General features: G+C 51.7%; 15 protein-coding genes and 1 riboswitch. Of the genes, 10 read left to right on the plus strand and 5 right to left on the minus strand.

Annotated features, from left to right (window positions below; translation table 11 throughout):
• Positions 1-45: 45 nt before the first annotated feature.
• Positions 46-1245 (minus strand): bifunctional phosphopantothenoylcysteine decarboxylase/phosphopantothenate--cysteine ligase CoaBC, encoded by a 1200-nt coding sequence (coaBC, locus tag OCU43_RS04735; RefSeq protein WP_091359730.1) that lies wholly within the window; start codon positions 1243-1245, stop codon positions 46-48.
• Positions 1246-1392: 147 nt separating this feature from the next.
• On the opposite strand from coaBC, the gene radC reads away from it, so the two are divergent.
• The 9 genes from radC (at position 1393) to thiC (ending at position 10042) form a co-directional block, all read left to right on the plus strand.
• Positions 1393-2067, plus strand: coding sequence for a RadC family protein (gene radC / locus OCU43_RS04740; RefSeq protein ID WP_091359726.1), 675 nt, complete (start codon positions 1393-1395; stop codon positions 2065-2067).
• A gap of 209 nt (positions 2068-2276) precedes the next feature.
• Complete coding sequence (rpmB, locus tag OCU43_RS04745; protein WP_091359723.1) at positions 2277-2513, plus strand: 50S ribosomal protein L28; 237 nt, start codon at positions 2277-2279, stop codon at positions 2511-2513.
• An 11-nt stretch (positions 2514-2524) separates the two neighbouring features.
• A complete protein-coding gene (rpmG, locus tag OCU43_RS04750) occupies positions 2525-2680 on the plus strand; it encodes a 50S ribosomal protein L33 (RefSeq protein WP_019622531.1) in 156 nt (51 codons plus the stop codon).
• A gap of 90 nt (positions 2681-2770) precedes the next feature.
• Positions 2771-3583 (plus strand): bifunctional DNA-formamidopyrimidine glycosylase/DNA-(apurinic or apyrimidinic site) lyase, encoded by an 813-nt coding sequence (gene mutM, locus OCU43_RS04755; protein ID WP_091359721.1) that lies wholly within the window; start codon positions 2771-2773, stop codon positions 3581-3583.
• A complete protein-coding gene (locus OCU43_RS04760) occupies positions 3583-4491 on the plus strand; it encodes an alpha/beta hydrolase (protein WP_091359718.1) in 909 nt (302 codons plus the stop codon). Before mutM ends, OCU43_RS04760 begins: the two co-directional genes overlap by 1 nt.
• Positions 4492-4813: 322 nt before the next feature.
• Positions 4814-5347 (plus strand): phosphatase PAP2 family protein, encoded by a 534-nt coding sequence (locus OCU43_RS04765; RefSeq protein WP_091359715.1) that lies wholly within the window; start codon positions 4814-4816, stop codon positions 5345-5347.
• A 40-nt stretch (positions 5348-5387) separates the two neighbouring features.
• Positions 5388-6428, plus strand: coding sequence for an MJ1255/VC2487 family glycosyltransferase (locus OCU43_RS04770; RefSeq protein ID WP_091359712.1), 1041 nt, complete (start codon positions 5388-5390; stop codon positions 6426-6428).
• Positions 6429-7139: 711 nt separating this feature from the next.
• Positions 7140-7249: riboswitch (TPP riboswitch) on the plus strand.
• A gap of 49 nt (positions 7250-7298) precedes the next feature.
• On the plus strand, positions 7299-8111 hold the full coding sequence (thiD, locus tag OCU43_RS04775) for a bifunctional hydroxymethylpyrimidine kinase/phosphomethylpyrimidine kinase (RefSeq protein WP_091359708.1): 813 nt from the start codon (positions 7299-7301) through the stop codon (positions 8109-8111).
• Between the two features lie 50 nt (positions 8112-8161).
• A complete protein-coding gene (gene thiC, locus OCU43_RS04780; protein ID WP_091359705.1) occupies positions 8162-10042 on the plus strand; it encodes a phosphomethylpyrimidine synthase ThiC in 1881 nt (626 codons plus the stop codon).
• Positions 10043-10157: 115 nt separating this feature from the next.
• On the opposite strand, the gene OCU43_RS04785 is transcribed toward thiC, so the two are convergent.
• From OCU43_RS04785 to OCU43_RS04795, 3 genes are all read right to left on the minus strand, one after another.
• Positions 10158-10685, minus strand: a complete 528-nt coding sequence (locus tag OCU43_RS04785) for a nucleoside 2-deoxyribosyltransferase (protein ID WP_091359701.1) — start codon at positions 10683-10685, stop codon at positions 10158-10160.
• Between the two features lie 2 nt (positions 10686-10687).
• The gene (locus OCU43_RS04790) at positions 10688-10951 is read right to left on the minus strand and encodes a DUF5062 family protein (RefSeq protein ID WP_091359698.1); all 264 of its coding nucleotides are present in this window, start codon (positions 10949-10951) and stop codon (positions 10688-10690) included.
• Positions 10952-11079: 128 nt separating this feature from the next.
• Entirely contained in the window at positions 11080-11544 is a 465-nt protein-coding gene (locus OCU43_RS04795; RefSeq protein ID WP_091359695.1) for an aminoacyl-tRNA deacylase, read from the minus strand.
• A gap of 139 nt (positions 11545-11683) precedes the next feature.
• Between OCU43_RS04795 and OCU43_RS04800 the strand changes: the two genes are divergently transcribed.
• Positions 11684-12325, plus strand: a complete 642-nt coding sequence (locus tag OCU43_RS04800) for an MBL fold metallo-hydrolase (RefSeq protein WP_091359693.1) — start codon at positions 11684-11686, stop codon at positions 12323-12325.
• Here the strand turns inward: OCU43_RS04800 and OCU43_RS04805 are convergent.
• Positions 12322-12927: a DUF502 domain-containing protein gene (locus tag OCU43_RS04805; RefSeq protein WP_091359690.1), complete on the minus strand. Its 606-nt coding sequence runs from the start codon at positions 12925-12927 to the stop codon at positions 12322-12324. The genes OCU43_RS04800 and OCU43_RS04805 overlap by 4 nt on opposite strands.
• Between the last annotated feature and the right edge of the window lie 38 nt (positions 12928-12965).

Below are 12965 nucleotides of genomic sequence, written 5' to 3' on the forward strand. Positions count from 1 at the left end.
TGCGCTGGGGATGTGCCGGGATGCTTCAGCGTTTTTGGCGCCGCTTCAGCTCTCCTGATGCGCCGCGATGATCTCAATCAGTTTAGCCGCTAACTGGCGTTTGCTGCTCAGCGGCAGTTGCTGGACATCATCGTGGCTGACCACGGTCACTGCGTTATCATCACTGTTAAAGCCGATATCGCTACGGGAGACATCATTGGCAATGATCAGATCGAGGTTTTTACGGCTCAGCTTATCCTGCGCATAATGGACAACATCACGGGTTTCGGCTGCAAAACCCACCGTAAAAGGTTTATTCTGCCGGGCAGCGACACTGGCAACGATATCTGGGTTTTTCACCAGTCGCAGCTCCATAATCTCTTCGGTGCCTTTTTTCAGCTTATGCTCAGCGACCGCAACGGGGCGAAAATCCGCAACTGCGGCAGAGGCGATAAAGATATCGCACTCATCGATATGTTCAAGCGCTGCGGCCAGCATCTGTTCAGCGCTTTCAACCATGATTCGTTCACAGCGTTGGGGGGCTGTCAGGTTAACTGGTCCGCTGATCAGCGTGACTTTTGCTCCCGCATCTACAGCTGCTTCAGCCAGGGCGTAGCCCATCTTGCCGGAGCTGTGATTGCTGATATAGCGTACCGGGTCCAGCGCTTCCCGGGTGGGGCCTGCGGTAATAAAGACCCGCTTACCGCTGAGTGATCCCCGGTCGAACAGTGCTGCCGTTTGCTGGGCGATCTGGGCGGGTTCGAGCATTCGCCCGGGGCCCGTGTCGCCACAGGCCTGATCACCGATCCCGGGTCCCAGCAGACGCACCCCTTTCCCTTCTAAACTGGCGGCATTGCGCTGAGTTTGCTGATCACGCCACATGGCCTGATTCATCGCCGGAGCCAGTACGATAGGGGCTTCAGTTGCCAGGCAGATTGTGCTGAGCAGGTCATTTCCCAGGCCCCCGTCTAAACGCGCCATGAAATCGGCGCTGGCGGGTGCGATCAGAACCATATCGGCCCATTTAGCCAGTTCAATATGGCCCATGCCTGCTTCCGCTTCGGGATCGAGCAGATGCTGATGCACAGGGTTTCCGGAGAGCGCCTGCATGGTCAGAGGGGTAATGAATTCGGTGGCTGCCGGGGTCATCACCACCTGAACGTCAGCGCCGGCACCTTTGAGTAATCGGGTGAGTTCGGCACTCTTATAGGCAGCGATGCCGCCGGTAATACCTAATACAATCTGTCTGTTAGTGAGTCTCTGCATACCGGGTAACTATTCATCTGCGGTAATGTGGGAGCCATACGATACCACTATCCGGTAGCGAGTTACATTCCTGCAGCGCATTGCAGGGGGCTGGTCTACAATGGTTGGGTAAAATTCATTTATCAGTGATGACACAGGGATGTGATAATGGCGATTACTGACTGGCCGGAGGCTGAACGCCCCCGGGAAAAACTGTTACGGCAGGGAGCTGTGAGCCTGTCAGATGGCGAACTACTGGCAATTTTTCTACGCACGGGTGTCAAAGGCTGCAGTGCTGTAGATCTGGCTCGCCAGTTGCTGACACGGTTTGGTGGTTTACGAGCGTTAATAAAGTCGGATCAGCAGACGTTTTGTCAGCAGCTCGGGCTTGGGCCGGCTAAGTATGTTCAGCTGCAGGCGGTTATGGAGATCAGTCGCCGCTGTCAGGCTGAGCAGTTACAGCGGGATTCTGCGCTGACATCACCCGACCTGGTGCGGGATTATCTGCAGCTGCAGTTGAGTGATCGCAGTCGTGAGGTGTTTGCCTGTCTGCTGCTGGATAGCCAACACCGGGTTATCTGCTTTGAGGAGTTATTTAAGGGCACCATTGACAGCGCCACCGTACACCCCCGTGAGGTTGTAAAGCTGGCACTGAGTCATAATGCCGCCGCGATGATTCTGGCCCACAATCACCCCTCTGGAATTGCTGAACCCAGTATGGCCGACCAGCATATTACTCAACGGATTAAAGAGGCGCTGAGTCTGGTGGATATCCGCCTGTTGGATCATATGGTCGTGGGCAGCGGAGTCACCGTCTCTCTGGCAGAAAGAGGGCTGATCTGATGCAGAATAAAATTGTAAGCTTATGTAGCCATTAGCGTTTGTTTTCTGTACAATGCGCGCTCTTCTATCCACCGGTACGGGTTATTGTCTTTGGTTTGGACGCACCGCCTGAGGATATTGAAGCCACCCCATTTTAGCGGGGATCTATGGTTTCAGATCCAATAAGTATCTGATAGAGGCTACATAAACAACGTTAAAAGGTATTTTCCATGTCTCGAGTTTGCATGGTTACAGGCAAGCGTCCTGTAACAGGAAACAATGTTTCCCACGCACTGAACCGCACACGTCGTCGCTTTTTGCCGAACCTGCACTGGCACCGTTTCTGGGTAGAGAGCGAGCAGAAGTTTGTCCGTCTGCGTGTTTCTTCCAAGGGTATGCGTATCATCGATAAGAAAGGTATCGATGTTGTGCTGGCTGAAGTTCGTAAGAACGGCATTAAAGTTTAAGGAGCACGATTATGCGCGATAAAATTAAGATGGTTTCATCTGCAGGTACTGGTCACTTCTACACCACTACTAAGAACAAACGTACTACGCCTGATAAGCTGGAAATGAAGAAATTCGATCCAGTTGTTCGTCAGCACGTTATGTACAAAGAAGCTAAGATTAAGTAATAATCTGAGCTAAGCATAAAAAACCCGGCTGGTCCGGGTTTTTTTGTGTCTGGAGACACCTGAACCGATTCACTCTGAAGCCTGTTGAATATGCCAGAATTACCCGAAGTTGAAACCACCCGCCGGGGTATCGAACCACACATTGAAGGGCGTACGATCACTGCGCTCACCGTGCGTCAGCCGAAATTGCGCTGGCCGGTTCCTGAGCAGTTGTCTGAATGGGTAACAGGGGGGCGCATCCATTCGGTCACCCGCCGGGGTAAATACCTGCTAATCAACCTGCCGGGTGGTTCGGTAATGATCCATCTGGGGATGTCTGGTAGTCTCTATATGGTGTCTTCAGATCAGCCAGCGGGTTATCATGACCATGTCGACCTGGTTCTGGATAGCGGTATGGCGTTGCGGCTGACTGATCCGCGCCGGTTCGGTTCGGTATTGTGGCAGCCCGCAGGGCAGCAGCATCTGTTACTCGAAGCGCTGGGGCCTGAACCGCTGAGCAGCGATTTCACTGCAGAATACCTGCAACAGCGCTGCAGCGGTCGCAAGCAGGCGATCAAGCAGTTTATTATGAATAGCCAGGTTGTGGTGGGGGTGGGTAATATTTACGCAAACGAGGCGTTGTTCAGTGCGGGTATCCACCCCAAACGGGCCGCAGGTAATATCTCTGCTGAGCGACTGAAACGCCTGGTAGAAGAGATCAGGATAGTGCTGGCCCGGGCTATCGAGCAGGGGGGGACCACGCTGAAAGACTTTGTCGGTGGTGATGGTAAACCCGGCTACTTTAAGCAGCAACTGAATGTGTACGGTCGTGGCGGTGAACCTTGTCATCACTGTAAATCAACACTGAAAGAGATCCGTCTGGGTCAGCGATCCACTGTCTATTGTCCGGAGTGTCAACGTTAATGGGAATTCTTGAACCGCTCTTGAAACCAACCCCGACAGGAGGGGAGATCTGCCCCAGCCGGGAGGATTTGCAACGTGCTCTGGGCAGTGGCGCCTATCTGGCTAAGCGTGAAACATTCCATGTCAGCGAGCTGCCTATCCATTGTGAGATCTATGAACACGGAATTGATTCTCCGGTACTGATGTTTCTGCCCGGTATTGGCACCTATGGTGAGCTCTATGCTGAGATGCTCTGGTCACTTTCTCAGCGGGGTTTTAATGTTGTGGCGATTGATCCACCAGGCCATGGATACTCCGGTGGTGAGCGCGGAGTCTATACCGTTGAGTCGGTGCAGGAATCTGTCTCTCTGGTGATTGATGCTCTGGAGCAGCGCTATGATGGCCCCTATTTTATCTATGGTTACTCAATCGGTGCGCTGTTGGCGGTAGCTGCGGCTGAGAATGATGAGCGGATCAGTAAGGTGGTTTGTGGCACGCTGCTGACAACGGAAGTACCCCCTGACCTGTTTCACCTGCTGGGTTGGCAGTGGACCTGGGGGAGTGCGATGCTGTTTCCGGGGATGCGGTTACCGCTGGCCTGGATGGTGGATTATGATCATCTGCTGGCAGGGCATCCGGCAGGGATGTTGATAAATCATGACCCGATGCTGGTGCTGGACTACCCATTCAAAACACTGGCCAGCCTGTTCAGTCACAGAGCGGGGATTATGAAACGTAAATATCCGTTCCAACTGGCTCTGGTCCAGGGGGAACAGGATGAGGTGCTGTCTGTAGGCTATAGTCGTCGGGTAGTCTATGAAGCTGTACAACCGATAGAACTGATTACGGTGCCGGGAGAGGGGCACATGATGCCGCTGACAGCACCGCTTAAACTGGCAAATATTATTGCTGGCTGGCTTAACTCTTAATAATATAAGCATTAAAAATCAATGCTTTATAAATAAAAGCTTCATAAATGAAAGTCTTTGTAAACCAAAGGCCTGAATATCGCCTTTGGCCTGCGATCGCTATGGGTTAACTATGATAAAAAGCTTTGCTATCAAGCGCTTCGCTGGCTGAAAAAACACCCTGACAGCATTATTGTGGGTGCCTGTCAGTTCCTTCCCTCACTTGTCCCTACCTTTCCCTGCAGTCGTTACGGCTGTCACCGAAGCTTAAATAGCCGTTAACCGCTCTGTAATAGTTTTTGGAGGAGAATGTTGCCAAACAGCAAACATTTGGTCCGAAACTATGAACGCACTACAGCAACGCATAGTCGCATTTGATGTGGCACTGTACTATCTCTGTTTTGGTACCTGCAGACTGCCGGTGATGCCGACAATCAGCCGTCTTATCTCAAAACTGGGTGATGGGGGGTTCTACCTTGTATCCGGCCTGCTGGTGGCCTGGTTAGATATTGAAAACGGCATCGATTTCCTGTTAGCCGGACTGTTTGTGTTTGCCATTGAGTTGCCTGTGTATATGTTTCTTAAACAGGCAATCAGGCGCGACCGACCCTGTGATCGCTTTGCCGATGTCATACCTCAGATTACCCCTTCTGATAAGTTTAGTTTGCCGTCCGGGCATGCCGCCGCCGCGTTCGTTTTTGCCTCGCTGTTGAGTTACTACTATCCCGCGTTAATGTTGCCTGCTTACACCCTGGCATCTCTGATCGCACTGGCCAGGGTGTTCCTGGGGGTGCATTACCCCACTGATATTCTGGCTGGCGCTGCATTAGGCCTGACCTCCTCGGTTATCGGGTTAAACCTGATTGATCTGCTCTGATATCTCTTTTTAAATCGTTTCAATATAGTCGGGATCTGCAATGAAAATTCTGTATGGCGTTCAGGCAACGGGTAACGGGCATATCACCCGGGCCAGAGTGATGGCTCCGGCGCTGGCGAAGGAGGGGATCGAGGTCGATTTTCTGTTTAGTGGAAGGTCTCCTGATAAGCTGTTTAATATGGAGCCTTTTGGTGAGTATCAGGTTCGCCGTGGTCTTACCTTCAGTGTTACCGACGGTAAAATTGATCGCTGGCGCAGTCTGACTCAAAACAGTCTTATTCAACTGGTTAAGGATATCCGGGCACTGGACCTTCAAGAGTATGATCTGGTCATCAGTGATTTTGAGCCGGTGACGGCCTGGGCCGCTAAGCTGCAGAAAAAGCCCAGCATCGGTATCGCTCATCAGTACGCTTTCAGTTATCCGTTGCCGGGGCCGGGTATCGGTCGGGTAATGATGCCGATGATCCGTTTTTTCGCACCCGTCCAGCAGGGGATCGGTTTACACTGGCATCACTTTGATGGACCGATACTGCCCCCTTTGATTGAGGCCCAACCCTATCCGATCACCGTGCAACCGGGAATGATTCTGGTCTATCTGCCATTTGAAAACCGCGAGCAGATCAGGCAGTGGTTATCACCATTCAGTGATTATGAGTTTCATGTTTATTGCGATATAGAAAGCCCGGAAAATGAGGAGCATATTTTTTGGCGACCTCTGTCACGAGAGGCATTTCGTCAGGCTCAGGCTTGCTGCGATGGTGTGATTGCGAACTGTGGCTTTGGTCTGGCCAGCGAGGTAATACAGGCGGGGAAAAAGTTGCTGACCAAGCCGCTTGCCGGCCAGCCTGAGCAACTGTCTAACGCCGCTGTGCTGGAACATCTGGGGCTGGCAGAGGTTTTTTCAGAGTTGGAAGAGGAGCAGTTCTATCGCTGGGCGGGGCGGTTATCACCTGACCCGGTCGACTATCCCGATGTAGCGGCGGCTCTGGCCAGGTGGATACTCAACGGTTGTCATCAGAGCGCCGGGATGCTGGCCAGTGAGCTGTGGCAGGATCTGGCGGCCGAACCGGCTGTTGTTTGAGATAGAGTCTCGATAATCGTAGCGGGGAAGCGTTGGCGGGGTTGCTGAGCTGCTCTTCTGGTCTACTGGTATTCTGGTCTAAGGTCTTAGGGTTCAGAGCTAAACGTTATACAAAAAAAGAGAGTGCTCAGTTCCCCTTGAGCACTCTCTTTTATTTTACTGGCCAGATGATCTGTTCCTGATCCGTTGCCCTGGTGAAATCTAATCAGCTTCCTGCTGACATCCCTGTTTCCTTTTCACCTATCTATCATCTACGCCTGATATTTCAGCCGCTTGCCGTGTCCCTCATCCGTGAAGGCTATCGATCCGTCAGAATCAGTATCCTATTTCAGCGGTTAAGGAGCTATAGGAAAAAATCCTATTTTGCGCTGCGATAGCAGGGGGCGATAATGGGGAAGTCTGTGGTATTAAAAGCGGGCAAAAAAAAGAGAGTACTCAGTTCCCCTTAAGTACTCTCTTCATACTGGCATCCCTATTCCCTGCAGTTAATCCATGGCATCCTGCCAGCACTCCATGCTTCCTGATCCGCTTGTCTGGGCCATCCCCTGTTCAGTCCCGAACATTTAATCTTCCTGAAGCACATCATGGGTGAATTACAGTTGAGTGGATATAGGAAAAAGTCCTATTTTTTTATTTGTGCCGGGCAAGGCTTGTCCCATGTCAATTTTCCTGACGAAGATGGACATGTTGAACGCTTGGACATAAACTATACAGATCTTGTCGGGGTGCCCATCGGGCTGAGAGTTGGAGTGAGACTAAACCAACAACCCGCGAACCTGATCCGGTTAATACCGGCGTAGGAAATCGAGATAAACCGAATTACTGCCTTTGTCGTACCCGGTTTAGCTCATTAATGCTGGACTGGTACCGATGTCTGAAAGAAACATTCCAATTGCTTTGACTATCGCTGGTTCTGACAGCGGTGGTGGTGCCGGTATCCAGGCAGATCTGAAAGCCTTTTCCGCCCTGGGGGTGTACGGTGCCTCTGCGATTACCGCGATCACCGCACAGAACACCCGTGAGGTGAGGGCGATCCATCCGGTGCCGTTGCCAGTCCTCTCCGAGCAGATCTGCGCAGTCTTTGATGATCTTAATGTCACTGCGGTTAAAACCGGGATGCTCGGCGATGCTGAGACTGTCGCCTGCGTTGCAGACAGACTGGAGCAATATCGCCCCGCTTATCTGGTTGTTGATCCGGTGATGGTGGCGAAAAGCGGTGATGCGTTATTACTGGATAGCGCAGTCGAATCACTGAAAAAACGGCTGTTCCCTCTGGCATCCCTGATTACCCCGAATCTTCCTGAAGCTGCAACTTTGCTGGGCTGCCCACAACCAGGCACGCCGGCAGAGATGGAAACGATGGTTCAGCAGCTGTTCGCCCTTGGCGCTGGCGCGGTATTGCTCAAAGGTGGGCACCTTGAGGGAACGGATGATGCCGTGGATCTGCTGTTTGATGGTGATCAGCTGTATCGTTTTAGTTCTCCGCGCATAGCAACCCGCAATACCCATGGCACAGGGTGTACTCTGGCATCCGCTATTACCGCCGGGCTGGCGTGCGGGTTAAGTTTGCCAGAGGCGGTACAACAGGCAAAAGATTATATCTCTGCGGCTATATCTGCCGCAGACCGGTTGCAAGTGGGGCATGGCCAGGGGCCAGTGCATCACTTTTATCGATATTGGTAGCCGGCCTCAGCCGGAACCTTATAAGAAAAACTCAAGACGCAGGTAATAATATGACCGATAGTCAAACAGTTCTAAGTCGCAGTGCACAGGTTGATGAAGCCTCTGTTCAACCGTTTCCTAACTCCCGCAAGGTCTATGTCGAGGGTTCCCGTGCCGACATCCGGGTGCCGATGCGTGAAATCTTTCTGGCGGATACCCCTACTGATATGGGCGGCGAGAAGAATGATCCCCTCTATGTGTATGATACATCTGGCCCTTACACCGACCCGGATGCCTGTATTGATGTACGTAAAGGGCTAGAGCCTTTGCGGGCTGGCTGGATTGAAGAGCGTGGTGACACGGTGCAACTTGATGGGCTGAGTTCAGAATATGGTCGTGCCCGTGAACAGGATCTGCGTCTGGATCACCTGCGTTTTGAACTGACCCGCAAGCCACTTAAAGCAAAGCCGGGGAGTAACGTTACTCAGCTTCACTATGCGCGCCAGGGAATTGTTACCCCGGAGATGGAATTTATCGCCATTCGTGAAAACATGAAACTGGCTAAAGCGCGGGCGCAAGGTAATATCGTTGCCCAGCAGCATCCCGGTCATAGCTTTGGCGCTAAACTTCCCGATGAGATCACTCCTGAGTTTGTCCGTCAGGAAGTGGCAGAGGGACGGGCGATTATCCCTGCCAATATTAACCATCCTGAAGTCGAGCCGATGATCATTGGCCGCAACTTCCTGGTGAAAATCAACGGTAATATTGGCAACTCTGCGCTGACCTCTTCCATTGAAGAGGAAGTGGAGAAGATGACCTGGGGTATCCGCTGGGGTTCCGATACGATTATGGATCTGTCCACCGGCAAGAATATTCATGAAACCCGTGAATGGATTCTGCGTAATTCGCCCGTGCCTATCGGCACCGTACCGATCTATCAGGCCCTGGAAAAGGTGAATGGTGTCGCTGAAGACCTGAGCTGGGAAGTGTTCCGGGATACGCTGATTGAACAGGCCGAGCAGGGGGTGGACTACTTTACCATTCATGCTGGCGTGCTGCTGCGCTATGTGCCGATGACCGCTAAGCGGATGACCGGTATTGTCTCCCGCGGTGGTTCTATCATGGCAAAATGGTGTCTGGCACACCATGAGGAAAACTTCCTTTACACTCACTTTGAAGATATTTGCGAGATCTGCAAGGCGTACGATGTGTCTTTCTCTCTGGGGGATGGCCTGCGTCCCGGATCGGTTTACGATGCCAATGATGAAGCGCAGTTCTCTGAGCTGGAAACCCTGGGTGAACTGACTAAGATTGCCTGGAAACACGATGTTCAGGTGATGATCGAAGGTCCGGGGCATGTGCCGATGCATATGATTAAAGAGAACATGGATAAGCAACTGACCGAGTGTCATGAGGCGCCGTTCTATACTCTGGGACCACTGACCACCGATATTGCACCGGGTTATGACCATATTACCTCCGGTATCGGTGCGGCGATGATCGGCTGGTATGGCTGTGCCATGCTCTGCTATGTAACCCCGAAAGAGCATCTTGGGTTGCCCAACAAAGATGATGTTAAGACCGGTATTATCACCTATAAGATCGCTGCCCACGCGGCTGATCTGGCCAAAGGCCATCCGGGTGCACAGATTCGTGATAACGCGATGTCTAAGGCTCGTTTCGAGTTCCGCTGGGAAGATCAGTTTAATATCGGCCTGGACCCGGACACCGCCCGGGCATTCCACGATGAAACCCTGCCGAAGGAGTCTGCTAAAGTGGCTCACTTCTGTTCTATGTGTGGTCCGAAGTTCTGCTCAATGAAGATCTCACAGGAGGTACGTGATCTGGACGAGTCACAGATCGCATCGATGCAGGCAGCTGCCGATAAAGGGATGCAGGAGAAATCTCAGGAGTTTAAAGAGACCGGTGCTGAGATCTACCATAAGGTGTAAGCGCTATAAGGAATAAGCTCCATAAGATATAAGCGCCATAAGATATAAGCTCCATAAGATATAAGCATCGCAGGGTGCAACCCGCGGGGGTCATATCATTAAAAAGCCGCTGACGTCAGCGGCTTTTTTGTATCTGTTGTAAAACCCTCTCAAACAGTCTCAGGTGGTTATCCATATCTTCGCTCAGTGCCTCAGTTAGCAAGCCGCCCAGTTGCCCGGTGGCACCAACCATCATCAGGTTATCGGCCATCTGAAACGCTTCAATGCTAAAGCCATCCCGATCAGTTTGTTCCCCTTCAATACGGTCACTGTAGAGCCGGCCATCCAGGGTGTAGCCCCAGACCGCTTTATTCTGGGCGGTCATATAGCCCATCTCAAAGGCGGTACCCACATCCATACTGGGGCCTCTGAACGGTGTCATATTGGCAATAATGATATGACACTGGTTCATCAGACCAATATTGGCCTGATAGATAGCTATTCCTGCTTCATAGGGCGCTAGCGCTGAAAGGTCTAATTCATTATCCAGAGGAAAGTGGCCGGTAAAGCCATATTGCTGGCAAAGCGCCTTTTTCGCTTCTCCCAACGCCACTGCGTTGGGCCAGAAGACATCGGGGCCCGCCAGATAGATCGATTGCTGCACGGTTATTCTTCCAGCAGGGGGTGGCCTTTCGGCAACTGACGGCTAATCCAAAGAGCCAGCTTGTGCTTCATGTTGGGTTCGCTCTCTTCACCTTTGGCCAGGGGTTGAATCAGCTTATCCAGCACCAGAAGGCGATAGATAGCGGTAATCTTATTGCTGGCACTGTCTGTTGCCTCAAACTGTCCGGCCCCTCGCTTTTCCATATAGACACCACCGATACGGATCGCCTCTTTAACCAGTTCAGCTTCATGCTTCAGCTTTTTCATCGCTCTCTCCAACAGAACTAATCGGGAATTGGTTGCTACTATGGCATAGCTTCCTGAGCGGGGTAAATATATAGGGGAGGGTTTTATCGGGATGGTGTGACCATCCCGATAATGCTAAGCACTTTGAATCAGTGGCTTATCATGCCGTGGGGTTTCTCTGACATCACCTGTTTGAAGGTGGATTGAGAGAAGCAGAGCAGGTCCTGATGATCGCCTGCTTCCATATAGCAGTCGGGTTCATCGGCCAGATGATCATCCCAGATGACCGGTATGTTATAAGCCTGGCCCAGCGCAGGGACAGCGCCCCGGTTGCAATCCCGGAAGAGAATTTTGACATCTCGTTGAGCCGCGGGCGAAAAAATCCGTCCCATCTGGCGGTTAATGGCATGCAGATCGACCCGTCGGTCTGAAGGTACAACTGCCATCATAAAACCTTCATCATCCCTGAGTACGACACCTTTAGCCATTCGCCGGGCAGGGACATGGGCGGCAATGGCGGAGCTGAGAGAGGTTTCCGCATAGGGGTGCCGGATCAGCCGATAGGGGATATCCCCCCGATTAAGGAACTTTTGTAAAGTGGGAGATACAGACATCTATATAACCTCCTGACAGTGTTAACTGCCTGTCCTGAAGTCTGGTGCTTACGGATTATTTAACCCGCTATGGCATATCGAAGGATAGTTCAGAAATAGGTATACTGCGGGATCTCTTTTCAATGACTGCGGCACCATTATGAAATACAGTATTATTCCCGTTACCCCTTTTCAGCAAAACTGCACACTGTTGTGGTGTGAAGAGAGTAAAAAGGCGGCCGTGGTGGACCCCGGCGGTGATATCGCGGTGGTGCTGGCCAGAATCGCTGAACTGGGGCTGGAGCTGGAAAAAATCCTGCTGACTCATGCGCATATTGATCATGCAGGTGGTACCGCGGAGCTGGTAAAGCAGACCGGTGTACCTATTGAGGGGCCACACATCGGGGATCAGTTCTGGATTGATGGTTTGCCTCAACAGAGCCAGATGTTTGGCTTTCCTCAGGTGGAGATCTTCACCCCGGACCGCTGGTTGGAAGAGGGTGACAGGGTCACCGTGGGCAATGAAACGCTAGAGGTGCTTCACTGTCCAGGGCACACCCCGGGTCATGTCGTGTTTTACAGTCCGGAGAGTCAGCTTGCGCAGGTGGGTGATGTCCTGTTTCAGGGCTCAATCGGCCGTACTGACTTTCCAAAAGGTGATCATGCCACACTGATCAGCTCTATTCGCGAAAAGCTGTTTCCGCTGGGGGATAGTGTCGCGTTTATCCCCGGACATGGACCGATGTCGACCTTTGGCCATGAACGCAAGACCAACCCTTTTGTCAGTGATTCCAGGGGTTAAGTTGATTTTTCAGTGGTGGACACACCGCCACTGACGATAAAGGTGGTGACTTTTCCTGCACTGACGTCGAGCGGGATAACCTGCTCTCTGGGGACGATAATCAGGTTGCCGGAGAAGTTGTAAGAGTCGGGCAGATAGACGGCAACATCCTCACTGAGTCCGAAACTGTTGAGATCTTCGCAGGTCAGGAAACCCATTACTTTGATGGTTTTCTCCCTGTTCAGGAAGACCATCACCGGCTTGTCAAAACTTTTCTGGTCACCTAACAGTGCCTGGAACAGATCTTTCAGAGAGTTATATAACAGCTTTACTACTGGGATGCGGTCCATCAGTGAACCGATAATATTCATCAGAAAACGGGTGAGGTAGAGCGACCCTGCAATCCCGGTGAGAATAATGATGATGACTGTCAGCACGATACCCAGCAGGGTTTCGGTCAGGCCGGGTTGTAATCCTGGAATAAAATAGCCGATCAAAGAACCGACCGCTGAAAAAAGTGTTTCATCCAATGCGGTAAAAATGAGAAACACCAGGTAGATAGTCAGCACAAAAGGCAGCAGTATCAATAATCCCTGAAAGAAAAAACGCAACGCAGTTTTCATGAAAATTATTCCTGTTGAACGTCTGTTACTTCAGACTG

Source organism: Amphritea atlantica (assembly GCF_024347255.1).
GTDB lineage: Bacteria > Pseudomonadota > Gammaproteobacteria > Pseudomonadales > Balneatricaceae > Amphritea > Amphritea atlantica.

Bases quoted from the DNA above. Each gene is read 5' to 3' on its own strand.
- OCU43_RS04765 (WP_091359715.1), top strand. From the start codon at position 4,814: ATGAACGCACTACAGCAACGCATAGTCGCATTTGATGTGGCACTGTAC.
- mutM (WP_091359721.1), top strand. From the start codon at position 2,771: ATGCCAGAATTACCCGAAGTTGAAACCACCCGCCGGGGTATCGAACCA.
- OCU43_RS04770 (WP_091359712.1), top strand. From the start codon at position 5,388: ATGAAAATTCTGTATGGCGTTCAGGCAACGGGTAACGGGCATATCACC.
- coaBC (WP_091359730.1), bottom strand. From the start codon at position 1,245: ATGCAGAGACTCACTAACAGACAGATTGTATTAGGTATTACCGGCGGC.
- OCU43_RS04805 (WP_091359690.1), bottom strand. From the start codon at position 12,927: ATGAAAACTGCGTTGCGTTTTTTCTTTCAGGGATTATTGATACTGCTG.
- rpmG (WP_019622531.1), top strand. From the start codon at position 2,525: ATGCGCGATAAAATTAAGATGGTTTCATCTGCAGGTACTGGTCACTTC.
- OCU43_RS04800 (WP_091359693.1), top strand. From the start codon at position 11,684: ATGAAATACAGTATTATTCCCGTTACCCCTTTTCAGCAAAACTGCACA.
- OCU43_RS04795 (WP_091359695.1), bottom strand. From the start codon at position 11,544: ATGTCTGTATCTCCCACTTTACAAAAGTTCCTTAATCGGGGGGATATC.
- OCU43_RS04760 (WP_091359718.1), top strand. From the start codon at position 3,583: ATGGGAATTCTTGAACCGCTCTTGAAACCAACCCCGACAGGAGGGGAG.
- radC (WP_091359726.1), top strand. From the start codon at position 1,393: ATGGCGATTACTGACTGGCCGGAGGCTGAACGCCCCCGGGAAAAACTG.
- thiD (WP_091359708.1), top strand. From the start codon at position 7,299: ATGTCTGAAAGAAACATTCCAATTGCTTTGACTATCGCTGGTTCTGAC.
- thiC (WP_091359705.1), top strand. From the start codon at position 8,162: ATGACCGATAGTCAAACAGTTCTAAGTCGCAGTGCACAGGTTGATGAA.
- rpmB (WP_091359723.1), top strand. From the start codon at position 2,277: ATGTCTCGAGTTTGCATGGTTACAGGCAAGCGTCCTGTAACAGGAAAC.
- OCU43_RS04790 (WP_091359698.1), bottom strand. From the start codon at position 10,951: ATGAAAAAGCTGAAGCATGAAGCTGAACTGGTTAAAGAGGCGATCCGT.